Here is a 22,844-nt window from a genome sequence, read left to right as displayed (position 1 = left end):
ACCAACTAACCAACCAACTAAACCGCTACGGCTCCCTTAATGTGTGGGTGCGGATCGTAATTTTCTAAATTAAAATCCTCAAATTTAAAATCGAAAATATTTTTAACCTCTGGATTGATGGTCATTTTAGGTAAATCTTTCGGAGCTCTGCTAAGTTGCAACTGTGCTTGTTCTAAATGGTTGTTATACAAATGAGCATCGCCAAGGGTGTGCACAAAATCGCCAACTTCTAAATCGCAAACTTGCGCCATCATTATGGTGAGCAACGCATACGAAGCAATGTTAAAAGGAACACCCAAAAATATATCCGCACTCCGCTGGTAAAGCTGACAACTTAATTTCCCTCTGGTTTCTCCTTTTTCGGCATTTGCCGGTGCTACATAAAATTGAAAAAAGGCATGGCAAGGCGGTAGCGCCATGTGTTCTACCTCGGCCACATTCCAGGCAGAAACAATAATCCGTCTCGAGTCTGGATTTTTCTTCAAAGTATCAATTACGTTGCTAATTTGATCGATCGTTTTTCCGTCTCCAGCTGGCCAGCTGCGCCATTGTGAACCGTAAACTGGCCCCAAATTTCCTTCCTCATCTGCCCACTCATCCCAAATACGAACCCCGTTTTCTTTTAAATAGGAAATATTCGTATCACCAGTTAAAAACCAGATCAACTCGTGAATAATAGATTTTAGATGTAGCTTTTTAGTGGTAACCAATGGAAAGCCTTGTTGCAGATCAAAGCGCATCTGGTAGCCAAAAACGCTCAAAGTGCCTGTTCCTGTTCGGTCGTGTTTTTGTGCGCCATCGTTTAATACATGCTGCATCAAATCTAAATACTGTTTCATATCTGCTCGGTAGAATTTATCTTTACAAAGATGGAAAATATAAGGTAAAATTTCTGAAAACCTTCATTTAAAGATTTTGTATGTTTGCTGTTGAAGAAAAGAAGAGGAACAATGAGCAAGGAACAAAGATTAAAGGCCAAGCACAGAAGTCAAAAGTTTAGAACTAGTGTCTCCAATCTCACGTCTCATATCTAGTATCTTACCATGCTGTCTTTCCCAAACGCAAAAATAAATTTAGGTTTAAACATCACCGCAAAACGAGATGACGGCTATCATAATATAGAAACTGTTTTTTATCCTATCGGGATAAAAGATGTTTTAGAAATTACCGATGCGCCAGAGGTTTCTTGCGAGATACACGGCATCGAGGTTCCGGGCAGCGCCAATGACAATTTGTGTTTGAAAGCGTTTAATTTGTTAGCCGCGGATTTTAATATTATCCCACAAAAAATAAACTTACTGAAAAATATTCCTGTTGGAGCTGGTTTAGGTGGTGGCTCTGCCGATGCAGCTTTTACGTTGAAATTGGTTAATCAACGATTTGGACTGGGCTTGAGTGATGAGCAACTTTGGCAATATGCGCGAAAGCTCGGGGCAGACTGTGCTTTTTTCATAAAAAACAAACCTGCTTTTGCGTTTAACAAGGGTGATGAATTTGAGGATGTTAAAATAGATTTAAATAAGTATTTTTTGGTGGTTGTTATGCCGACTATTCACGTAAGTACCGCCAATGCTTACGCAAATGTAAAGCCTCAAAGACAGGTTAAATCGATAAAAGAAATCATCGAGCAGCCAATGGGTACTTGGAAAGAAGAGCTTACAAATGACTTTGAGGACTCGGTGTTTAAAGACCATCCGGCAATAGCCAAAATAAAAGCAGAACTTTATGATGAAGGTGCTATTTTTGCGCTATTAAGCGGTAGCGGGGCATCTGTTTTTGGGATTTTCGAGAAAGAACTGAAATTGCCGCTGTTAGAAAAGGAAAATAAGGTTTTTTACGGCGTTTAATTGTTTTTGATGCCATGTGTTTTTTAGATATCCTTCGCACAAAAAAAACGTTAGTAAAAAAAATATAGATATTGGGGAGGCAGAGCCGATTTTCTACATTGAATAATTTAAGAGTTTTACTATCATTAATGACAAAAGAAATAAAATAAAAATCGATTGAATAGTCCTTTGGACAGCTACAAATAAACTTAGTGGCAGCGTAGAGCCAGTCGACCACAAGCATGTTCTACAATTAAAATTGGAATATTGAATGATATTAACGGATTCAACATACAAGCAATGGCTTATTGAGCTGAAAGGGAAAATCCGTTCGGTACAGATAAAGGCTGCCATTGCCGTAAATTCAGAATTGATACAGTTTTATTGGGAATTAGGTAAAATGATAAGTGAGAAACAAACTTCTTATGGTACTGGATTTATTCCGCAACTTTCAACGGATTTAAAACAGGAGTTTCCCGAAATGAGAGGATTATCTGCGAGAAATCTAGCCTTTTGCAGACAATTTTATCAATTTTATGCCGCTGCAAATTTGCAACAAACTGTTGCAAAATTTGGGCAACAACCTGTTGTTAAATCTCAAAATACTGATATACAAGACAATACACCAATTCAGCTACCTGTTGAACAAAAAGTGCAACAACTTGTTGCACAAGTTCCTTGGGGTCATAATATCCTCATTTTTAGTAAATCTAAAAATGTAACCGAAGCCAATTTCTACATTCATCAAACCATGGAAAATAATTGGAGTAGAGATGTTTTAGCATTACAATTAAAAACTGAGTTGTATATAAGAAATGGAAAATCTATAACGAATTTTAAGAACACATTGCCCGAACCGCTATCTGATTTGGCACAACAAACACTTAAAGACCCCTATATCTTTGATTTTATGGCCTTGGCAACTGGGTTTAAAGAAAAAGACATTGAAAAACAATTGGTGGAACACATTACTAAATTCCTGTTAGAATTAGGAAAAGGTTTCGCTTTTGTAGGTCAACAGTATCATTTAGAAGTTGCTGACAACGATTATTACATAGACCTGCTTTTTTATCACATCAAATTGAAATGCTATGTTGTTATCGAACTTAAAAACAGAAAATTTATCCCAGAATTTGGGGGTAAACTAAATTTCTATTTGTCAGCTGTGGATACCATGGTAAAGGAAAAAGATGATGGACCAACAATAGGTATTTTGTTGTGTAGGGATAAAAACGGTATCGAAGCAGAATTTGCATTAAGAGATATAAATAAACCAATGGGAGTGAGTGAATTCCAAATTACAGAGCATTTACCCGACAATTTAAAAAGTAGCTTACCTACAATTGAGGAAATTGAAAACGAATTTAAAAACCTGGAACAATGAAGTTTATAGAACTGAGATTGGGCCAAGCTTTTATCTAACCTTTATCAAGAGCGTCCTCTAAAGAGCGTTGTCCTCATCATTTGGGCAGTACCATTGTTTGATAACGCGAAAAAAAGTCATAAAAGAACAAAAAATGGAAATAAAATTAATTAGGAAAAGCGGAAAGTTTAATTTTGAAGCAGAGAACGAGGCTGGTAAAACGGTTGAGTTGGACGCCAAACCTGCAATAGGGGGCGAAGGTAAGGGTTTCAGACCAATGGAAATGTTGTTGGTTGGCTTGGGCGGATGCAGCGGTATAGATGTTGTAAATATTTTAGCCAAACAAAAAGAACCTTTAAACGATATTAAAATTAGCATAAACGCTACAAGGAAAGATGAAGAAGTGCCATCTATTTTCGATGTGATAAATATTCATTTCGAGTTATATGGCGAATTAAACGAGCAGAAAGTAGAACGTGCGTTAAATATGACCTTCGATAAATACTGTTCGGTCTCTAATATTCTTGGCCGGTCTGCAACTATTAATTTTACCTTTGCCATTATTTAAATTTAAAACCTATCACTTACAACGTACAACTCCAAAAAAAATAATGGAATCAGGATATTTTGAAACAATAGCAATTCGCACCCAGACAGAACGTAGCCAATATAAAGAGCATTCGGTACCAATTTATTTAACTTCTAGCTATAAATTTGATGACGCAGAAGAAATGCGTGCGCTCTTTGCCAACGAAAAGGAAGGTAATGTTTACAGCCGTTACGCTAATCCAAATACCTCAGAACTGATAGAAAAAATGGCGTTGTTAGAAGGCGCGGAAACAGGTTGGGCAACCTCAACAGGTATGGCGGCAATTTTTACCACTTTCGGCGCATTTTTACAAAATGGAGATCATGTGCTTTCTAGTCGGTCTGTTTTCGGCTCTACCCACCAGTTGTTAAACAATGTGTTTAGCAAATGGGGAATTACATACAATTACGCAGATTTAGATAAACCAGAAACTTGGGAGGCCATGATACAGCCGAACACCAAAATGATTTATGTAGAAACGCCATCTAACCCAGGTATAGACATTATAGATATCGCTTACTTGGCTGAGATTTCGAAAAGACATGGAGTGATGTTGGTGATAGACAACTGTTTCGCCACGCCTTATTTACAGCGTCCGTTAGGTCTGGGTGCCGATATTTCCATTCACTCGGCAACGAAATATTTAGACGGCCAAGGAAGGACTTTGGGCGGTTTAATTTTAGGCAATAAAGACTTGATTGATGAAATTGGAGGTTTTGCTCGTCACAGTGGTCCGGCGTTATCTCCTTTTAATGCTTGGATATTGAGCAAAAGTTTAGAGACGCTTGCCGTTAGAATGGACAGACATTGTGAAAATGCATTGAAAGTAGCGGAGTATTTAGAAACTCGCCCAGAGGTAAAAGTGGTTAAATATCCGTTTTTAAAATCGCACCCACAGTATGAGATTGCAAAAAAGCAAATGGCCCAGGGCGGTGGTGTTGTTACCCTAACGCTAAACGGTGGTTTAGAAGGTGCCCGGAATTTTATGGATGGTTTAAAAATGTTCTCTATAACAGCCAACCTTGCAGATACGCGCTCTATTGCTACCCATCCGGCCACAAGTACGCACAATAAATTAACTGAAGAACAACGCAATGAAGTTGGTATAGAGCAAGGGTCAATACGCCTATCTATTGGCCTTGAGCACATTAACGATATATTGGGAGATGTTAAAAGCGGACTCGAGAACATGGGTTAATCTTATCTTCGGTTGTTTGCCCGAATGTTCTAATAAAATTTTTCTGACAAGATTGAACTAAAAACGTTTATGCTGTTTCTCTAGTTCTTTAAACTGATCGATTCGTTTAACGGTTGATCAGTTTCTTATCCTACATCAATAGCTAAACCTCTGTAGAGCGGTACATTTGTGTATAAAAAAAAGGAACATCATGACACAATCAATTTTGCACAAAGCAGCTACCCGCGGCAGCGCCGACCACGGTTGGTTAAAATCGAATTTTACATTTAGTTTTGCAGAGTATTACAATCCAGAAAAGATACACTTTGGCGCATTAAGGGTTTTAAACGATGATAATATTGCTGAGGGAAGAGGTTTTGGAACCCATCCACACGATAATATGGAAATTATTACCATTCCATTAGAAGGCGCTGTTGCGCATAAAGATAGTATGGGTACCGAAGAAGTTGTGCGTGCAGGAGAAATTCAGGTAATGAGTGCCGGCACTGGAGTAAGCCACAGTGAATACAATCCTTCTGAAACGGATCCGTTGTCATTGTTGCAAATCTGGGTTTTCCAAAATAAGAAAAATGTAACTCCTCGTTACGGTCAAATGAATTTAGACGAAAAAGCAATGCACAACCAGTTTGCACAAATTTTATCGCCAAATGCAGATGATGCAGGGGTTTGGATCAATCAAGATGCGTGGTTTTCTATGGGGAATTTTGATAAAGACGTGGCGCAAACTTACAACATTAAGAAAGCCGGAAATGGCGTTTACGCATTTGTAATAAGCGGAAGTGTTACCATAAACGATCAAAAGCTTGATAAAAGAGACGGTTTTGGAATTTGGAATACAGATCATATCGAGTTTACGTCAAACAGTGCCGATGCTAAAGTTCTGTTGATGGATGTGCCTATGCAGATCGATTAAAGCAGAAAGATCAAGGCCTAAAGCAGAAAGCGAAAAGTCTAAAGCTGAAGCAGAAAGGGTCAAAGACCAAAGCAAAAAAAAAACCAGTACTTGTAGATGCGTAGCTTCGGCCGAAATAGTAGCGGTGGATTTCAATCCACTGCTGCGAAAAAAAACAGATTACAAATATGTAGCTTCGACCAACAGTATAACAATGGATTGAAATCCACTGTTATTAAAAAAAAAAATTAATTGATGTAATCTCGATCCTCGTCGCTCAATTCATTTTTATCGATTTTTTTCTGTTCGTGCTCAATGTCATCATCATAACTTGAGACTACTTTTTTCGGCTTTGCTAGAATATAGCCGATAATCAATCCAAACAGAACGCAGATGCCTATAACGAGCAGTTTAGACATCTCGAAATCAATCCATAAAAACTTAAAGTTTACCGCGTCTGTATTGCCCATCAAAAAAATAGTCAAAAGCACAGTTAAAATAATAATAAAGATTGTTTTGCCGCTCATAATTACAAGTTATAATTGAAAGAAAACTCTACCAATGGGTTTTGATGATACATTTGATTTACAAAAATAAGCCTTGTTCCAATATTTACAACAGGCAAGTAACGCAAAAGATTTAGATTAGTGTTAAATTCTAATCCAAATGTTTTTGGCCGATTAAAATTATCAATTTTCTCTACGTTCTCGTAATGGCAAAACAGGCCGCCAGTAAAACTTCTTACATAAGCAAGAGGGCCAATTTCCCAATCGGGATAAGCAATTGGAAAACGATAATTTAACAATACGGTATTTTTAAGTTTGCTGGTTGCCAAAATATTGTTGTAACCGTAAACGGTTGGAATTTCTACAGCAAATCTGTTGGCGCCGATAGCGCTCTGGTAGTTGAAGCTAGCCAAGAACGAATGATTTTTAGCTAAGCCTGGGAAGTAAAAGTAGGTTTCTAATGCAAGTAATTCTCCTTTTAAATGAGCATCGAAGGGTTGGTGGTTGTAGGTAAAACGCAGCACTTGTGCCCATTTTGGTGAAATGTCTCTAGGCGCGATCGCAATGCTATGATTCAATGTAAGTGAATATTCAAGCGGAAACTTCCTCATATTTATAAAGTTGCTCGGCAAGTTCTCTAGTTGATACCGTTGTGTATAACTGGTAGAAACACGGGCAGAAAGCGCATAGTAATTGTTTTTGGAGCTGAATGATACTGGTAGCGAAATACTGAGGTTTGTGTAATTTTCTCGCCAATCGCCCTGAAAGCTCTGACCATTTGCTTGGTAAAATGCCCGCTGTGGCCTATTGCTGTAACTCAAACCAATAATTGGGTATAGCGCTTTGTAACTCAGATCTGCGGTGTACTCCATCCTCTTTAAATCACTGTGATATTTGGCGGCGGTATAAAAATCTGTAGTATTTAGCAAGTTGTTCGATTGCAGTTGTAGGCCATAAACGTATTTATCGTCTATTACCGGTATTACGCTATGAAAATTTAGAAGATTTGCTGCTTGGCGGTATGACACAGATTTAAAAGAGCTGTCTGGCACATTGGCGAAAATATTTGGCGGATTCTCCTGTTTTTCTGCAGCAACAGAAAAATCTACAAAATTGTCTGTACCAATTTTAGTTGCTTTAGGAACTATTTCTGCGATCTGATAACCGTTAATTCCATAATCATTAAAAACCATTTCGCCATTTTTGCCAAAAGCGGGATTAAAAGCGCCGTATTTTGATGCGCTCAGAGCCGTTATCTTTTTTTCTGCGACAGAGAAGTTGTAAATGTTATCAATGCCGTTAAAATGCGCGTTAAAGCAAATGTCGTCGCCGTTAAAAATCGGCTTGCTTAATTGTTGCCTACTGTCTTTAATTAAGATTGTCTCTTCTCCTTTTTTAAGCACGCACAAATTTTTTCCCTTTTCGCTTACGCTGATGTAGGTGATGGCATTTCCAGACCCGTTAAAAGCTGGCGTTTGCAAAATGTAGTTTTGCAAATTCGGATAGCTTTTTAAAATCCTCCCATTTTGCGCATCCATTTCTATCAAGTTAAATTTGTTATCCAGCGTTACTTTTACAGCAACAATTTTTTTTCCATCTGCCGATAGACTAGGTGAGAACAAGCGGCTTTTTTTGCTCAATTGTTTTGAGGTATTCCTAGCAAAATTGTAACGATAAATTACACTATAGCTTCGCTGTTTGTAGCGCGGGTCATCATGTGTTTCGTTCCAGACCAACACCCCGTTCGAATAGCTAAACCAAGGCTGTTCCTGTTGCCCAATGGCAAACAGTTTTTGCGCTGTTTTATCATCCTTAATAAGTACAAAATAATTCGTTTTTGCCTTGCTGTTTTTAAGTGCCAAAATCTGTTTTTCATTTATCCTTACGGGAAGAAAATAATTCGTCTCGAACTTTGCTTTGGGATTTAAAACCTGATAATCTTTTGTCGGAGTTTTTTGTTCCTGCTCCGCCCATTTTTTGGTAATGAGATCTTGGGTAGTTAAAAAAAATTGTTTTGTGTTTTTGCCAGTAAAATGTTTTAAGCTTTTTGAAAAAGGATAGGGGATGAATGGATTTTTTTTGATTCTCGTAAGCAAGCTGTCTGAGATGAATTTCCCTTCTTCGGTGCGAAGGTTTGAGACCATGGCATAGCCGGTTTGATAATAACCCGGAGTTGCTTTTCTTTCAGATCCAAAGTAGGCTTCGCTGTAGTTAAATTTTCTCCCCTCCAAAACCGATGTCCTAAACGGCATCATCCAGTTTGGTTGCCTGCCTCTTCCGGTATAGGTTAGTGCCGTTTCGTTCACTACCGCGTCGCCCTCAAAAAACCACAAAGGTATTGCCGCGCCAAAATAAGCAAAGTACACCAGCTCAGGGAACGGGTGTTTTTTTATGCCTGTCAATTTGGCAAATTGTGCAACGTGCCTAATTTCATGCACGGCTAAGTTGTTCAACCAATCTTGGCTATCGAAATACTGTGGTGGCGTTGTGTAGAATTCAGATTTCTTAGGGCCAAGCTGAACAAACCCGTTTGCAACCACACCTTGGTTTTGCAAAATGATGGGAATTTCTGCATGATTTAGATTTAATCCACTTCCTGCAAACTTATACAAGTAGGGGAGTGTATTCGCCATTCTTTGGGCCTGTGTTTCTAGGTCGCTCGGATAAATGATTTTAAAGCCCGAAGAAGAAATAGAACGCCATTTTACACTAAGTGGGTTTTGAGAATTGCTGAAGATTTGTGAAAAAGCCTCGTGTGTATTAAAAATTGAGATAATAGATAAAAATATACTGATAAATAGATTTTTATATCTTGTTTTTAAGGGCATTTAGTGTTTTTGCTAAAAATGATAGTATTTTATTGAATTTAACTTTGAATTTAACTAAAGTTTTAATTTAATAGAATATCAATTTTTATTGATTTTCAATTGTTTACAATTTTTTATTAAAGTTAAAAATTATATGTTTTCGTTTAAAGCTAACTGCTATTCTTAATGTTAATTGCTTAGATTCAGTTTTTAAATATAGTGTTTTTTAAACGGATATTGATAACACTAAGTGCATATTTTTTTAAGTGTAAAATTCTAGAATAATATCTCATTTGTATACGGATTGGCGTAGAGTTGGTTTTAAACCAACGAAAAGTTTTGATGGTCTTCTAGGTATTTTTTTGTTTTTGGAAGCTTCAGACGACCTATCTATTTTTCAAAGTAGTCTATGTTTTATTCAGTCAGGCGCCCATTTCTAGTCGTCTGTTTTTTTCTGGTAATGAGATTTGTTTACAGTCACTTTAAAAATTATTGATATATTTTTTGTTTTTATAGATTTTAGGTATCTGCCATAATGGCTGTTGTTAGAGTATTTTTGCAATTTTTAGTTCAGCATTAGTCCACACAAATCCATGTTTCGTTCGAGAGTTTTTAACAAGGACTCAATAAATTCTAGTCAACTATTCTAGATTTTACCGATAGAGAGCACCAGAACTTTAGATTATGATGTTGCCTGTTTTTGGATGTTTTGGATGGTTTCAGATGACGAAATCGAGCTTAAACTTTAGGTGGTTTTGCGATAAAGAAAGTTTAAATTCTATCAAATATTGAGGTAACTTTCAATTCAGTTCAACTAGTAAATTTGCTTTTTCTTTTAAATATAGGTGGTGAGTTCGGGGTATTCTTGCCTCAATATTCTTAAATTTTTGCCCTAAATCATGTAGTTGTTTGGGTAGTTTATCTACATTTTCTCCGCGATATATATGGAATATCTCCATTAAGGAGGCCGAGTTTTATTGTCGTTTTAGATTAATTCTAACTGTAATTGCTCGCTGTAGAACTTCCCTTTTTTGGGGATTTTATCTGAGGAGATACAATCAATTTCTGACGTAGAGGATGGGTAAGTTTAAGCTTTTAAGCGAATATTACGAGTATGTTTGGTCAGTTTTGCTTTGTTTATCTAGGTAGATTAGAGCTGATTCTTCTTGTTTTTATAGAGCGGATAAAGGAAAACTGCTGCTAAAATAATCGCGGATCCCAAGTAAAAACCAGTGGTCATGGTTTCCTGTTGACCGTAAAAAATGAAGGCTAATATTACCCCATAAATCGGCTCTAAATTTGTAATTAGCGCTGTTCGAAAAGCCGACATTGTACGCATTACTGCTACCCCTGCAACGTATGCAATCGAGGTGCAAACTGTGCCTAAAATGAACAGGAAAAACCAGTCAGAACCACTCAAATTAAAATGAACACTAGCAAAAGATCCGTCGAAAATTCGGTAGATGGTAACCCAGAATAGTGCACCGACAAGCTCGTAAAACCCGATAATAGAGGGTTCGCTTTTTTGTACCAAAACAGAATTTATGGTGGCAAATAAACTAGATGCAACGGCAGCGGTTAGCCCAAATGCGATGCCAACGGCATACTGTGTTTCAAATTTAAAGATCAACAAAATGCCTATAACAATCAGGAGTCCGACTAGAATATCTGTTCTAAATATGGGCTGCCTTTTAATGAGAGGTTCTAAAATGGCCGTAAATAAGGTAAACGCAGAGAGACATACAACGGCTACAGAAACAGTAGAAACCTTAATGGCGTGGAAGAATAGGATCCAATGTATAGCTACTATACCGCCCGTGGCCATAAAGTATAGGAATTGTTTTCTGCTAATTTTAAGGTTTTTTTTGGTGATTAAGAACCAAATATACAACGTTACAGAAGCAATAAGCACGCGATACCAGACCATCGGCACGGCATCTACAGTTATTTCCTTGCCCAATATACCCGTAAACCCCCAAACAAAAACAGTTAAATGGAGGATGATAAGGTTCTTTTTTTTTTTCATTATTTAGGGGCGCGCCTTAGCAGATACAAGCCAAGTATCCCAAAGGAAATGGTGGGTAGGAGTACTGCGATAAACGGCGGTAGCCCTCCTTTGGTAGAAAACATTTGAGTAAATTGATTGAAAACGATGTAGGCAAAACTTAAAAATATTCCTATACCGAGGGAAACGCCCACGCCTCCGCGAACTTTTCTAGATGATAGCGCCACCCCGATTAGTGTAAGTACAAAAGCTGATAGCGGGGTTAAATAACGCTTGTATTGTTCGAACAAAAGGTCGTTCATAATACCAGTTCCCCTAATTTGTTCTTTTTTAATTTTTTCTGCCAGTTCATGCGTGCTTAAGTTTTGCACTACATTATCATACGCAGAAAAATCGTTTGGACGTACGTCTAAGGTCGTGTCTTTTGTTTTACCTGTACCGTAAATCATAGATTCTTTCAATCCAGCAATGTTTCTAATGGAGTAATTGCTTAACTTCCATTTATGTTTTAACGAATCCCATTTAATGGTTTCAGCAACAATCCTTTTGGTAAGTACATCGCCTTCTATGTTATCTAAATTGAACCGAGTGCCAGTACTTGTTCGGTTGTCAAAGCTTTCTATGTAAATATACGTGCGTTTATCCAATTTCATGTGGATGTTGCTTTTCGTAGTTGGATCGTTTCTCCTTACATACTTATTTTCGAATGTGTTTTTTAACGTGTTTGTGTAAGGTAAGATGTATAAGTTGGAGACTAGATTAACAGCGAAAATAATAAAAGCAGAGATGAAGTAAGGACGTAAAAATCTGTTAAAGCTAACGCCACCACTCAAAATAGGCACAATCTCAGTTTGATCGGCCATTTTTGCTGTAAAGAAAATAACGGCAATAAAGTTGATGAGCGGAGAAAGCATATTCACATAAAAAGGAACGGAACCTGCGTAGTATTTTGTCAAAATACCCCAAAAACCTAGTCCGCTTCTTAAAAAGTCATCTAATTTTTCAGAAATATCGAACACGACTATGATCACTACAAAAATAATCAACGTGTAGACGAAAGTACCTAGGTATTTGCCTATTATAAATCGATCTAATATTTTTATGTTTCGTTTAAACATTTGTTTACAGCTTGTTGCCCAGTATGTTGCAAATCTTGTTTTTCCAATCGTAAAATTCGCCACTTATAATTTTCTTACGAGCTTCTTTAACCAACCAAATGTAGAAGTGCAGGTTGTGTAAGCTTGCAATTTGTGCGCCAAGCATCTCTTTGCTATGCACCAAGTGCCTCAAATAAGCTTTGCTTGTTACCAAATCTACATGTAGGTCGCTTTCTGCATCTAAAGGAGAAAAATCGTTTGCCCATTTTTTGTTGCGGATGTTTATAATTCCATTTCGGGTAAAAAGCATGCCGTTTCTTGCATTTCTGGTTGGCATTACGCAATCGAACATATCTACACCCAACGCTATGTTTTCTAATAGGTTAATCGGTGTTCCCACACCCATCAAATACCTTGGTTTGTCTTTTGGTAGAATATCGCAAACCACTTCTGTCATGGCGTACATTTCTTCTGCAGGCTCTCCAACTGAAAGTCCGCCGATGGCATTGCCAGCCCTGGCCATACTTGCTATAAATTCTGCAGATTTAACCCTTAAGTCTTTATACACAGATCCTTGTACAATGGGGAAAAGCGTTTGCTGAAAACCATATTTTCCCTCTGTTTCATCCACTCTTGCGCAACAACGTTTTAACCAACGGTGTGTCATTTTCACCGACTCCGCGGCATACGTGTATTCGCAGGGATAAGGTGTACATTCGTCGAATGCCATGATAATATCGGCGCCGATACTCCGCTGAATATCCATTGCATATTCTGGAGTAAACAAATGTTTTGAGCCATCTATGTGCGAATAAAAAGTAACGCCTTCCTCTTTTATCTTTCTAACCTTGCTTAAAGAATAAACCTGATAGCCTCCGCTATCTGTTAAAATAGGGCCATCCCAGCCCATAAATTTGTGCAATCCGCCGGCTGATTCTAAAATTTCTAAGCCCGGTCTTAAATATAAATGGTAGGTGTTGCCTAAAATGATCTGGGCCTTTATATCTGACTTTAATTCTCGCTGATGAACGGCTTTTACCGTTCCGGCGGTACCCACAGGCATAAAAATGGGCGTCTCTATAGTGCCGTGCGCGGTAGTGATGCTACCAGCTCGAGCTTTCGAAAACGCATCTTGGGCCTGTAAACTAAAATCCATAAAAAAAAAGGTTATTCAACTAAAAATTTGTGCAAAAATAGCTAAAATAGTGGTCATTTGGATGGTTAACTTTTTATCAACACAAAAGCCTTTTGTTAATTTAAAATGAGAAATTTGCGAAAATTTAATTTAACAAAGTGGTTTTTAGTCCTATTGAAATTTTATTGCTTTTTATTCTTTCGCTGTGCGCGATTGTACAACTCTATTTTTTACTCTTTGTGCACCTAAAGTTGTTAAAATTTAACGTAGAGGAAATCCCTGAAACTACCACTGATCCTTTAAGCGTGATAATTTGTGCAAGAAACGAAGCTAAGAATCTAGAGACTTTTTTGCCCGCCATCTTAAATCAGAACCATCCAAATTTTGAGGTAGTGGTGGTAAATGATCGTTCTTGGGACGCAACTGAGCAGGTGTTAGAACAACTGAAATTAAAATATGAGCATTTAAAATTGGTTACCGTATTAGACAGTAGTAAATTTTTGACGGGCAAGAAATTTGCAGTAACCATGGGTATTAAGGCTGCAAAACATGATTGGTTGGTGTTTACAGATGCAGATTGCGAACCTACATCAGAGAATTGGCTTTTGGATATGCAGCAACCAGAAGAGCAGCGCACGGAGATTCTACTGGGATATTCTCCATATCTGCGTAGAAAGGGGTTGTTAAACGCTCTTATCCGCTTCGAAACTTTTTTTACTGCGTTAAATTATCTTTCTTTCGCATTAAAAGGGATGCCTTACATGGGCGTCGGACGAAACTTGGCTTATAGAAAATCGCTTTTTTTTAAAAATAAGGGGTTTGCTGCTCACATGCATATTCCGAGTGGCGACGATGATCTTTTTGTAAATGCAAACGCAACTAAAAACAATACAGAAATAAGAATTAACAAACAGGCGCAGGTTTTTAGCGTTCCAAACACAACCTGGCGCGGCTACCTCCGACAGAAAAAACGGCATTTTGGTGCTGGGAAAATGTACAGGGCGAAACATAAATTTGTTTTGAGTTTGCAAATTATTACCCAGTTTCTGTTCTACACACTAATTATTTCTTGTTTGTTTGTTAATAGAGATACTCAACTTATTGCGGTGGCAATTTTTCTTCTTTTTGTGTTGATGAAAGTGTTCATCTACCCTAAATTGCTAAACAAATTAAATTGCGCAAGTATGCGTTGGTGGTTTCCTATATTGGAAATTCTATTGTTCTTTTTTTTGGTGATCAACGGGTTTTTGGGGCTGTTTGGCAATAAAAAGGTACATTGGAAATAATAGAAGCAGTTAAAACATGGAGAACGTAAACTTGGAAATCATCCTTAAATATTTTAAAGATTTAACTGCCACGCAATTGGCGCAATTTTCTGCGCTATATGATTTATATGTAGAATGGAACGCGCAGATAAATGTAATATCTAGAAAAGACATTGATGAACTTTATGAACGACATGTCTTGCATTCTTTGGGTATAGCAAAAATATGCCAGTTTAAGCCTGGCGAAACTGTGTTAGATGTGGGCACAGGCGGTGGTTTTCCGGGTATTCCATTAGCCATTCTTTTCCCAGAAACCGAGTTTCATTTGGTAGATTCTATTGGAAAAAAAATTAAAGTGGTAAAAGAAGTTGCCGATGCGCTAAAGCTAACAAATGTAAAAGCCGAACACATTAGGGCAGAGCAAATAAAAGACAAATACAATTTTGTGGTGAGCAGGGCGGTAACCCGATTGGCAGATTTTTATCCTTGGGTACAGGGAAAATTTAAGAAAAACTCTATAAACGCCATCCCCAACGGAATTTTATATTTAAAAGGCGGCGATTTGGCCGAAGAAGTCAAAGAATCAAAATTGAAAGTGGAGCTGTTTCCGCTTGCTGATTATTTTAATGAGGAGTTTTTTGAGACAAAATATGTGGTTTATGTGCCACAATAGATAAGGTACTTATTAGCTAATATTTAGGTTGCAAGGCAATACTGCACAGGCATATAATATAAAGATGCCTGAAATCTGCGTCGTAAAAAAAAGTGGCGCCGAGGACAAGCATTTTTAAAATCAGAGCAGTAAATTTTACCGATGTTTATGTTGCGTAAATTTAACAGTCCTACCGTAATTTTATCGCCAAATTCTCTTACCTTTGCACTCTTTAAAAAAAGAAGGAGCTAAATACATATCTGCTCCCTGTTTTTAAACATTTAAAATCGGTTTATGAAAAGAATTATTGAGAGTCGGAAGTTTTTAGGGGTTGATAAAACCGCCAGTTTAAAGGAACTAAAGTCAGAGTATCGTAACTTGATGAAAGAATGGCATCCGGATAAGTTTGCCGATAACGAAGCCGGAAGGGAAGATGCAGAAGGGAAAAGTAAACAAATAATAGAAGCCTATCATTTTTTGGTAAGCGTTGCGCCAGAAACCATCGAGCAAAACTTGGTTCAGTACAATGAAACTGTGGCAAACTCTCAAATTTTAAATTATTCCTACGAAAAGAGCTTGTTACAGTTAAATTTTGTAGACGGCAGTAGCTATGAATATTTTGGTGTTCCAAAAAACGTGTATAATAAGTTTTGTAACGCCGATGCACCAGCAAGGTTTTGCAGAAGAAACATTTACAACGAATTTGTATATAGGAAAGTAAGCAAGGCTGTAGAAGCGTAGCTGAAAATCTCACCCGAAAGATTCATTAGAGCAGGGTTTTTTCACCTTTAGCGTTTTTACCCGCTTTTTGTTCGTTACTCTTTGGCTTTCTTCTATTTGTGTTTAAACCAGCACAAATTATCAGTTTTATAACTTTTAAATTCGGTATTTACCGGGCTCCCGTGTATCATTTTATTATGATAACGCGTTCTAAGCAAATAGTTAAATGCGCCCATATCGCCTGTATAAGGCGTGTTGTTAGTTGCATTGTATTGAAGATGAATGCCCCACAATTCTTCAATAAAAGGGTAGATAATCGAAAAATTTCCTCCAATTATTCCACAATTTAATAGTGTAGCCTTTTTAAAATCATTCTCGTAAGTAGCATAATCGGGGATTTTTTTACGTAAATGCTCAGAATGTTTTTGCATCCATTCATTCTCTAAAACCTCGGGCTCATCACCACAAAAAATAGTAGTTGGGTTATTGAGATACAGTTCTTCTAAGAAAGGGTTTTTTAAAACAGTAACATCAGAAACATCGGTAAAAAATATGTTTTTAATGAAAGGGGAATGTAGTTTTAAAAATTCGGAATAAACAAAATAGCGAAATACATTAGGGTTATATTGTGGGTTATAATCAACTTTTATAAAATGGATATGCTCGCTTTGATACAATTTGCAGGTTGCTTCTGAAAAATTATTATGAAAAATAATACCTTGCAAGCCCAACGTGCTAATAGATTCTGCCCAGGCCGCTGTTAATGAAAAATCATCGTTTGCTAGCGTAGTATTTCTATTAACATTGCTCGGTATTTTAAAATCAATTTTCAAGTTGAGCCTTCGTTTTAATTTTTGCGGTCAAACTTTCTAGATTGTTTCTGTAATAAACATAGGTTCTCAGATCTAGCTTCTTTACGGCGAATTTCTGTTCTGCCCGCTCGTAAAAATTGGCATCCGCAGCATACATATTGTGGAAGTTAAGCATTGTAAACACTTCTTTTTTTCCAAATAAGGTGGCGAATAGAATACAATTATCTACATGGATTACCCGATTGATGTCAAAACGATCCGGAACATAATAGTCTGATTCTTGGTTAACAATGGTTTCGGTTGTGGAGGCAATCAGGTCAAGCAATTTTATTTCAGATAAACATGTGCTTAAATGGTTGGCTTTGTATTCATCATCGGCATCAATAACGGTAATATACTCACTGTTGCTTATTAGCATCCCTCGGTTTATAGATTCTGCTTGACTGCGATTTTTATGGCGCAAATAAGTAATTTTATCCTCGTGCTTGATGGCATAAGTTAGAATTTGGTTTTGGATCTCATTGTCGCTTCCATCATCGATGATGATCAACTCAAAGTCTTGAAAATCTTGGTTCAGTACCGAATCGATCGCTCTTTTTACCAATTGAAAAGACGTATTATAAACAGACATTATAACTGCAATTCTACTTTTGAAATACATTATCAACAGATATCAAGAAAAAAAATTGAGCGAATTTACCACCTTCTTTTGAGACTTTTATTAAGTGTATGGTAATAATTCTATTTCCCCTCCCTTTTACGTTGTAAGTACACTTAAAGACATCGATGTGTGGAGTAAGGTAAAAGCCACGTACGGTCTTTACTTTTTCAGGAAAGATTTAGGCTGGTGTGTTGATAACCTAATAAAACAATAATTTAAAGCTAAGGTTATAACTTTAAATAGATAGAAAATGGAAAAATTAGCATTGTTGGCGAGATTAGAAGCCAAAGTAGGAAAAGAAGCGGAAGTAGAGGCCTTTTTAAAGAACGCTTTATCAACAGTTAATGAAGAAGAAGGCACCATAAGATGGTATGCTCTAAAATTCGGTCCATCGAGTTTTGGTATTTTTGATACTTTTGAGGCAGAAGCCGGAAGAGATGCGCATTTAAATGGAAAAGTAGCAGCAGCTTTAATGGCCGGTGCCGAGGAATTATTGTCGGCTGCGCCAACTATAGAGAAAATTGAGCTTTTAGCAGTAAAGTAATTGATAAATCGCTGGTGGGTTTAACCTATCAGCGGTTTTACCTTACAGATCATCTGCTTTCTATTGCTAAAATTTGTGTATTGAAAGGTTGTTAATAATAACCGAAATTGTAAATGGGTTTCCATAATGTTCTTTTTTCTTCGATTATTCTGACTAGTATTTTGCAGATCTCAAGAGTTATGATTTTATTTCCTCAACCGCTTTTCCATCATCAATCATATCGGTATCGGCCGTATTTATTCTTTTAGGTTTTTTATTAGTTCGTCTATTTGTTTTTCACTAAATCCATCCGAAATATTAGCTTTTCCTCCTGATATTGTTGAATTAATTATTGGTGCTGAAACAATAACGTTATTAACTACAATGGCAATTGGTTTTCTAATATTTCGTTCAGTAAGTTCTTTAAATTTTAGTTTTCCGGCTTCTGTAAAAACAATAGTTATTTCATATCCACCATAGTTGGATATTACTTTATGGACAGATAGAATATCGGACATAGTTATGCTCGGCTTTTTGGCAAGTTCATATTTTGAAACATCAGATGAGGGGTAGTCATAATTTACAACCGTGTAAAAGCCATTATTTCTATTTGTGGGAGTCAATTTTGGTAGCTTCTCGTCTTCATCTGTCGCGGTGCTTTCGTTTTTATCGCCTGCGCATTTTACTATAAATATTGGCTTAATTTTGGGCTTGTAAATAACATTTTCCTTAACCGAATACAATATCGCATTTCCATATTTTTTTGTATCGTTCTCGTTATCAATTATTTTTTTAGAGTTGTTCATTTTTTTTAGTAGCTCATCAGTCAAATCTTCTCGCTTTAATTGTTGGTTGCCATCAATAGTATACTCATTGTTTTTTTTTCCGAGCGTAAAATTTAAATTTGGTGTTAGTGCCTCTTTATTATATAGTACCACATAATCAGTATGTTGTTTATTTAACGGAAATGTATAGCTAAATGCTTTGTAGGGATATATGCTGGGATTTCTACCAGCCTGACTATTGAGAGACAGCGTTATGGTAGCCCAATTATATTCCCCTAATTTTTTTTTGATAAGATATTCAGATCCTAAGCAATTTGGCGAATCGTTAAAAACTGGTTGAAAGTCTTTATTGTTGATGGTATCTTTTGAAAAATTGATAAAAGCGTGTGCATCTGCTAAGCTACCTACGTTTATAGCTATTTCATTTTTTTTAGTCGATGAACTTCCATACATGGCTATCGATTTGGTTTTGGTTCTTGTTTCGGTTAAAGCGATATTGTTCTTGTCGATTTGTCTCCATTTTCCAGCTTTATATCCACCATAATAAAAAAGCATAAATTCACTGCTAGGCAATATAAAAAGTGATGAACTGGGCACATCTACGCCGCCATCGTGCAAGTTATAATGCCCCTCAAATTGGGCGTTTGCATTTGTAACCAAAATTAACAGGACAAATAAAATGTAGTAGGTTTTTTTCATGTTGAGGGTATTGTTATTCTTTATTTGAAAAGATAAAAGGGTTACTTATGTTTTACGTCCTGATATTTCAAAAAAATACCGGTATCAAAGGGAGTCCATAAACACGCTTTTTGTCCGCACTTTTTTAATGCATTATTTGCCCAAGTATTGCATGTGTAAAACAGACTATAGCTGCCATTTGCTTCGTAAAAAGCATCTGCATTATCGTAGTTTGCATTGGTTTTTATGTTGATGAAGTGGCCTTCTTTATCTCTCTTAAAACTATCTGTTATATATTTTATCAAACGATGATATTGTTCAGCACTGATCATAATTTTTTTACATTCATCGTCTTCGATCATGGTTCTATAAAACGTTGCGTGGATAGCTGTTGTACCCAGAGCAAAAGCGGCATTTAAAGCAGTTGATACCTTCAGATCTGCCCAAGTTGGTGTGTCTAAATAAAACCCTTTATCGCCCCAGCCCATCGCTAAATATCGGGCCAAGGTATCTTTAGAAACGGTATTTGTAAACTTTACTTCTTTGCTCCAATCAAATTGCGAATTTTTTATAGGCACCACAATATCTGTGTGAACGCCGTTTGTTTGTATGTAAATGGCAACTTCGTCTTTTATGTTTTTTTCTTCGTCTACTTTAATCCTCGAAAGAATATATGCGCTGCCAAGATATAAAAGAATAAACGCAACCAAAGAAACTGTGAAATACAGTACCGGTTTTAGGATTTTTTTTATGAACATATTAACCTTATGTTTTTTAGCATAGCAGAAGTGTTTTGCTGTCAAATTGGCTTTGCTCTTAATTCCCTTACTCTGAGGTTATTAAAGACTGTGGTAGCATTAGTAAAAAAAGCATGTTTCTACTGTCACCCAACTCTTCACACCCATCAGTAATGCCCATTGCCTCCAGATAATGGCATATCTCAAAATCCTTTTCTGTTTTAACAATTTGATAGGGCTGAGTTTCTGTATTACCAGCAGCCATTGTAAAATGAGCTTAAGAAATAATTAGTGCTACGTGGCGAATATTATAAGAACGATTTTCATATAGCTGCGGTTTACATAGTTATTCTAAACCGATTTTTATGCAAAGATGTTGCGATGGTCTACGCCACAAAATGTAAAGAAAAATAGATCTTTCTTCTAAACCTTCGGGCCATTACTTATCGTAATCCATTTTCAAACGTCTCTACTTTTAGAAACTTAGGTCAGCTCATCAATCTTTTTAGCCAATTCTCGGTCTTTAGTTGTAACCGTATTTCCCTCATCATGGGTGGTTAGCGTTATATCTACAGTGTTATACACATTGCTCCATTCCGGATGATGGTCCATTTTCTCTGCTATCATAGCCACTTTGGTCATGAACGACCAAGCTTCTATAAAATTTTTAAACTTGAAACTTCGTTTCAGACAGTTGTTTTCTTCTTTCCAAGTCATAATTTTGCTGCTTTTATATTTTGCTTAATTTACTAAATTTTAGCCAAAAGCTCTTAAAAGTCCATCACTTATTAGTTTAAAGCATGCAGTTTATGTCTATCGGCTTGATTAGTGTCGACTGCTTTGATGAATTTTTTTGCAGTCACATTCGCAATATTACTTTTTACCAGTCAACAAGAAAACAGGATAATTACCTGTTGGTTTTTCCACTACACTAGCCGTTTGAATCTCCAAGTTTCTAAATCCGGCATTTTTTGCCATATTTAAAAATTCGTTTCGATCAAATCCCAAATGGAAGATTCCGGTGTCTTCTGAATGAAAAGTTCCATCCTCTTTATCGAGGTCGGCGATGGCAATTGTGCCACCATCAATAAGCAGTGCATAAAATTTATAGAAAAGCTCCTGCACGCGCGCTATATGATGGATAGTCATGGACGAAATAATGGCGTCGAATTTTGTGTCTAACGTTTCTGTTGTCAAGTCCATTTCCAATATGTTAAGCTTGCAATCTATGCTATCCTTTTTAGATTTTAAGACCTCAGTCATGGATGCAGAGATATCTATCGCTGTAATTTCGCCCACATAAGGCGCAACTTGTAACAATAACAATCCGGTGCCAGAACCAAAATCCATAATATGCATAACCTTGGAGAAGGATACGTTCTTCAAGATTGTTTGGGCAATTTGAGCTACATTCTGAGTGGTGGACTTTTGTCCATCAAACCCGTTTGCTTTTGCTACAAAAAAGTCTTTTTGGTTGGATTTCATTTTTGTTGTTTGGGATGTTGAAATTATCGCTAACGTCTTGGCGCTTGCCGAGGTTGGGGACTTTTGAAACCGAGTATTTTCGGTTGAACGTAAATGTAGTAAAAAAACGCTAATTCCACTAAATCCCCAATCTTGGCAAACGGCTGTTAGCGGTAGTGGTATTTCCCGGTTGGCGAGTCTCTAATTAAACGATTGTCTAAATTCCAATGGCGAAAAATTAGTTTTACTTTTAAATAAAGTGCTGAATGACTGTGAATATTCAAAGCCTAATTGATAGGCAATTTCGCTTACAGACAAGTTAGTGGTAGATAATATTTCTTTTGCCTTGTCAATTAATTTGTCTTGTATATGTTGCTGTGTGCTTTTTCCTGTCAATACTTTGAGTAAACTACTTAAATAATTGGATGATACGTTTAATGTTTCTGCAATAAGCTGAACACTTGGCAATCCCTTTTCTGTCAAATTTTCGGTAACAAAATATTGATTAAGCATTTCTTCTAATCGGGTTAAGATTTGATGATTTACTTTTTTACGGGTAAGAAATTGCCGATTATAAAATCTTTCTGAATAACTAAATAGTAATTCTAATTGAGCTATGATAACATTATCGCTAAATTTATCAATGTTTGAATGATACTCTTGCTCAATGAATTTTAGAATATTTACAATCATTGTTTCTTCTTTTTCTGAAAGATGCAAGGCTTCATTTGCAGCATAATCAAAAAAATCGTATAACTTAATATTTTTAGCAAGTGAAGTGTGCCAAAAAAAGTCAGGATGAACAAGTAACATCCAACCACTGTACTTCACTTCTTCATTTGTTTCTAATGAAAGGATCTGATTGGGTGACATAAATCCCAATATTCCTTCGTCAAAATCAAATAACTGCTGCCCATATCTAAATTTAATTTCACCAGTTAATTGTCTTTTAAGTGAAATCAAATAAAAATCAAATAACCAACTAATCTTTTCATTAGCAGGTATGGGCTTTACTGTGTCCAGATTTACTACGCTTATCAATGGATGCTCGGGCTTAGGAAGTCCGATGGTTTGAAGATATTGGCTAATGGTTTTAAACCTATTTGGCTGTGCATTTTTCATATTACAA

23 protein-coding genes are annotated in these 22,844 nt (G+C 36.7%); 9 read left to right on the top strand and 14 right to left on the bottom strand.

Translation table 11 applies throughout. From position 1 onward, the window contains the following. Positions 1-17: 17 nt before the first annotated feature. Positions 18-839, bottom strand: a complete 822-nt coding sequence (locus tag ABIB40_RS18455) for a thymidylate synthase (RefSeq protein ID WP_354360995.1) — start codon at positions 837-839, stop codon at positions 18-20. A 204-nt stretch (positions 840-1,043) separates the two neighbouring features. Between ABIB40_RS18455 and ispE the strand changes: the two genes are divergently transcribed. From ispE to ABIB40_RS18430, 5 genes are all read left to right on the top strand, one after another. Continuing rightward, positions 1,044-1,847, top strand: coding sequence for a 4-(cytidine 5'-diphospho)-2-C-methyl-D-erythritol kinase (gene ispE, locus ABIB40_RS18450; protein WP_354360993.1), 804 nt, complete (start codon positions 1,044-1,046; stop codon positions 1,845-1,847). 250 nt (positions 1,848-2,097) lie between these two features. Then, positions 2,098-3,210: a PDDEXK nuclease domain-containing protein gene (locus ABIB40_RS18445; protein ID WP_354360991.1), complete on the top strand. Its 1,113-nt coding sequence runs from the start codon at positions 2,098-2,100 to the stop codon at positions 3,208-3,210. A gap of 133 nt (positions 3,211-3,343) precedes the next feature. Continuing rightward, a complete protein-coding gene (locus ABIB40_RS18440; RefSeq protein WP_354360989.1) occupies positions 3,344-3,757 on the top strand; it encodes an OsmC family protein in 414 nt (137 codons plus the stop codon). Between the two features lie 43 nt (positions 3,758-3,800). Beyond that, entirely contained in the window at positions 3,801-4,976 is a 1,176-nt protein-coding gene (locus ABIB40_RS18435) for a trans-sulfuration enzyme family protein (RefSeq protein ID WP_354360987.1), read from the top strand. A 190-nt stretch (positions 4,977-5,166) separates the two neighbouring features. After that, on the top strand, positions 5,167-5,889 hold the full coding sequence (locus ABIB40_RS18430) for a pirin family protein (protein ID WP_354360985.1): 723 nt from the start codon (positions 5,167-5,169) through the stop codon (positions 5,887-5,889). A 227-nt stretch (positions 5,890-6,116) separates the two neighbouring features. Here ABIB40_RS18430 and ABIB40_RS18425 read toward each other — a convergent pair whose 3' ends face one another. From ABIB40_RS18425 to tgt, 5 genes are all read right to left on the bottom strand, one after another. Continuing rightward, complete coding sequence (locus ABIB40_RS18425) at positions 6,117-6,395, bottom strand: LapA family protein (RefSeq protein WP_354360983.1); 279 nt, start codon at positions 6,393-6,395, stop codon at positions 6,117-6,119. Positions 6,396-6,397: 2 nt separating this feature from the next. Then, positions 6,398-9,202 carry a TolB-like translocation protein gene (locus tag ABIB40_RS18420; RefSeq protein ID WP_354360982.1) on the bottom strand — a complete coding sequence of 935 codons (2,805 nt, stop codon included), beginning with the start codon at positions 9,200-9,202 and terminating at the stop codon, positions 6,398-6,400. Positions 9,203-10,331: 1,129 nt separating this feature from the next. Then, positions 10,332-11,207, bottom strand: coding sequence for a DMT family transporter (locus tag ABIB40_RS18415; RefSeq protein ID WP_354360980.1), 876 nt, complete (start codon positions 11,205-11,207; stop codon positions 10,332-10,334). Continuing rightward, positions 11,207-12,304, bottom strand: a complete 1,098-nt coding sequence (locus ABIB40_RS18410) for an LptF/LptG family permease (protein WP_354360978.1) — start codon at positions 12,302-12,304, stop codon at positions 11,207-11,209. Before ABIB40_RS18410 ends, ABIB40_RS18415 begins: the two co-directional genes overlap by 1 nt. A 4-nt stretch (positions 12,305-12,308) precedes the next feature. Next, positions 12,309-13,439: a tRNA guanosine(34) transglycosylase Tgt gene (gene tgt / locus ABIB40_RS18405; protein ID WP_354360976.1), complete on the bottom strand. Its 1,131-nt coding sequence runs from the start codon at positions 13,437-13,439 to the stop codon at positions 12,309-12,311. A gap of 137 nt (positions 13,440-13,576) precedes the next feature. On the opposite strand from tgt, the gene ABIB40_RS18400 reads away from it, so the two are divergent. The 3 genes from ABIB40_RS18400 to ABIB40_RS18390 all read left to right on the top strand — a co-directional run bounded on the left by ABIB40_RS18400 (position 13,577) and on the right by ABIB40_RS18390 (position 16,076). Further along, complete coding sequence (locus ABIB40_RS18400; RefSeq protein ID WP_502931071.1) at positions 13,577-14,704, top strand: glycosyltransferase; 1,128 nt, start codon at positions 13,577-13,579, stop codon at positions 14,702-14,704. Between the two features lie 16 nt (positions 14,705-14,720). Beyond that, a complete protein-coding gene (gene rsmG / locus ABIB40_RS18395; protein WP_354360972.1) occupies positions 14,721-15,356 on the top strand; it encodes a 16S rRNA (guanine(527)-N(7))-methyltransferase RsmG in 636 nt (211 codons plus the stop codon). Between the two features lie 273 nt (positions 15,357-15,629). Beyond that, positions 15,630-16,076 (top strand): KTSC domain-containing protein, encoded by a 447-nt coding sequence (locus tag ABIB40_RS18390; RefSeq protein ID WP_354360970.1) that lies wholly within the window; start codon positions 15,630-15,632, stop codon positions 16,074-16,076. Between the two features lie 92 nt (positions 16,077-16,168). On the opposite strand, the gene ABIB40_RS18385 is transcribed toward ABIB40_RS18390, so the two are convergent. Beyond that, positions 16,169-16,888: a hypothetical protein gene (locus ABIB40_RS18385; protein ID WP_354360968.1), complete on the bottom strand. Its 720-nt coding sequence runs from the start codon at positions 16,886-16,888 to the stop codon at positions 16,169-16,171. Continuing rightward, on the bottom strand, positions 16,878-17,498 hold the full coding sequence (locus ABIB40_RS18380) for a glycosyltransferase family A protein (RefSeq protein WP_502931070.1): 621 nt from the start codon (positions 17,496-17,498) through the stop codon (positions 16,878-16,880). Before ABIB40_RS18380 ends, ABIB40_RS18385 begins: the two co-directional genes overlap by 11 nt. Before the next feature lie 280 nt (positions 17,499-17,778). On the opposite strand from ABIB40_RS18380, the gene ABIB40_RS18375 reads away from it, so the two are divergent. Next, positions 17,779-18,072 carry a putative quinol monooxygenase gene (locus ABIB40_RS18375; RefSeq protein ID WP_354360964.1) on the top strand — a complete coding sequence of 98 codons (294 nt, stop codon included), beginning with the start codon at positions 17,779-17,781 and terminating at the stop codon, positions 18,070-18,072. Positions 18,073-18,308: 236 nt separating this feature from the next. Here ABIB40_RS18375 and ABIB40_RS18370 read toward each other — a convergent pair whose 3' ends face one another. The 6 genes from ABIB40_RS18370 to ABIB40_RS18345 all read right to left on the bottom strand — a co-directional run bounded on the left by ABIB40_RS18370 (position 18,309) and on the right by ABIB40_RS18345 (position 22,837). Continuing rightward, a complete protein-coding gene (locus ABIB40_RS18370) occupies positions 18,309-19,535 on the bottom strand; it encodes a SecDF P1 head subdomain-containing protein (RefSeq protein ID WP_354360962.1) in 1,227 nt (408 codons plus the stop codon). Positions 19,536-19,576: 41 nt separating this feature from the next. Next, positions 19,577-20,272 carry a TIGR02117 family protein gene (locus ABIB40_RS18365; protein WP_354360960.1) on the bottom strand — a complete coding sequence of 232 codons (696 nt, stop codon included), beginning with the start codon at positions 20,270-20,272 and terminating at the stop codon, positions 19,577-19,579. A 67-nt stretch (positions 20,273-20,339) separates the two neighbouring features. Continuing rightward, entirely contained in the window at positions 20,340-20,516 is a 177-nt protein-coding gene (locus ABIB40_RS18360; protein WP_354360958.1) for a hypothetical protein, read from the bottom strand. Between the two features lie 218 nt (positions 20,517-20,734). Continuing rightward, positions 20,735-20,968: a 4a-hydroxytetrahydrobiopterin dehydratase gene (locus ABIB40_RS18355; protein ID WP_354360957.1), complete on the bottom strand. Its 234-nt coding sequence runs from the start codon at positions 20,966-20,968 to the stop codon at positions 20,735-20,737. Between the two features lie 156 nt (positions 20,969-21,124). Then, positions 21,125-21,736: a class I SAM-dependent DNA methyltransferase gene (locus ABIB40_RS18350; RefSeq protein ID WP_354360956.1), complete on the bottom strand. Its 612-nt coding sequence runs from the start codon at positions 21,734-21,736 to the stop codon at positions 21,125-21,127. A 180-nt stretch (positions 21,737-21,916) separates the two neighbouring features. Then, positions 21,917-22,837 carry a helix-turn-helix domain-containing protein gene (locus tag ABIB40_RS18345; protein ID WP_354360955.1) on the bottom strand — a complete coding sequence of 307 codons (921 nt, stop codon included), beginning with the start codon at positions 22,835-22,837 and terminating at the stop codon, positions 21,917-21,919. Positions 22,838-22,844: the final 7 nt, after the last annotated feature.

The sequence above is a fragment of the Pedobacter sp. UYP30 genome (assembly GCF_040547165.1).
Taxonomy (GTDB): domain Bacteria; phylum Bacteroidota; class Bacteroidia; order Sphingobacteriales; family Sphingobacteriaceae; genus Pedobacter.
This window is presented reverse-complemented; position numbering and strand designations above follow the sequence as displayed.

Coding starts and splice junctions, on each gene's coding strand:
- ABIB40_RS18390 (WP_354360970.1), top strand. CDS start 15,630: ATGAAAAGAATTATTGAGAGTCGGAAGTTTTTAGGGGTTGATAAAACC.
- tgt (WP_354360976.1), bottom strand. CDS start 13,439: ATGGATTTTAGTTTACAGGCCCAAGATGCGTTTTCGAAAGCTCGAGCT.
- ABIB40_RS18370 (WP_354360962.1), bottom strand. CDS start 19,535: ATGAAAAAAACCTACTACATTTTATTTGTCCTGTTAATTTTGGTTACA.
- ABIB40_RS18355 (WP_354360957.1), bottom strand. CDS start 20,968: ATGACTTGGAAAGAAGAAAACAACTGTCTGAAACGAAGTTTCAAGTTT.
- ABIB40_RS18350 (WP_354360956.1), bottom strand. CDS start 21,736: ATGAAATCCAACCAAAAAGACTTTTTTGTAGCAAAAGCAAACGGGTTT.
- ABIB40_RS18410 (WP_354360978.1), bottom strand. CDS start 12,304: ATGTTTAAACGAAACATAAAAATATTAGATCGATTTATAATAGGCAAA.
- ispE (WP_354360993.1), top strand. CDS start 1,044: ATGCTGTCTTTCCCAAACGCAAAAATAAATTTAGGTTTAAACATCACC.
- ABIB40_RS18420 (WP_354360982.1), bottom strand. CDS start 9,202: ATGCCCTTAAAAACAAGATATAAAAATCTATTTATCAGTATATTTTTA.
- ABIB40_RS18440 (WP_354360989.1), top strand. CDS start 3,344: ATGGAAATAAAATTAATTAGGAAAAGCGGAAAGTTTAATTTTGAAGCA.
- rsmG (WP_354360972.1), top strand. CDS start 14,721: ATGGAGAACGTAAACTTGGAAATCATCCTTAAATATTTTAAAGATTTA.
- ABIB40_RS18380 (WP_502931070.1), bottom strand. CDS start 17,498: ATGTCTGTTTATAATACGTCTTTTCAATTGGTAAAAAGAGCGATCGAT.
- ABIB40_RS18365 (WP_354360960.1), bottom strand. CDS start 20,272: ATGTTCATAAAAAAAATCCTAAAACCGGTACTGTATTTCACAGTTTCT.
- ABIB40_RS18430 (WP_354360985.1), top strand. CDS start 5,167: ATGACACAATCAATTTTGCACAAAGCAGCTACCCGCGGCAGCGCCGAC.
- ABIB40_RS18345 (WP_354360955.1), bottom strand. CDS start 22,837: ATGAAAAATGCACAGCCAAATAGGTTTAAAACCATTAGCCAATATCTT.
- ABIB40_RS18415 (WP_354360980.1), bottom strand. CDS start 11,207: ATGAAAAAAAAAAAGAACCTTATCATCCTCCATTTAACTGTTTTTGTT.
- ABIB40_RS18360 (WP_354360958.1), bottom strand. CDS start 20,516: ATGGCTGCTGGTAATACAGAAACTCAGCCCTATCAAATTGTTAAAACA.
- ABIB40_RS18425 (WP_354360983.1), bottom strand. CDS start 6,395: ATGAGCGGCAAAACAATCTTTATTATTATTTTAACTGTGCTTTTGACT.
- ABIB40_RS18375 (WP_354360964.1), top strand. CDS start 17,779: ATGGAAAAATTAGCATTGTTGGCGAGATTAGAAGCCAAAGTAGGAAAA.
- ABIB40_RS18455 (WP_354360995.1), bottom strand. CDS start 839: ATGAAACAGTATTTAGATTTGATGCAGCATGTATTAAACGATGGCGCA.
- ABIB40_RS18445 (WP_354360991.1), top strand. CDS start 2,098: ATGATATTAACGGATTCAACATACAAGCAATGGCTTATTGAGCTGAAA.
- ABIB40_RS18435 (WP_354360987.1), top strand. CDS start 3,801: ATGGAATCAGGATATTTTGAAACAATAGCAATTCGCACCCAGACAGAA.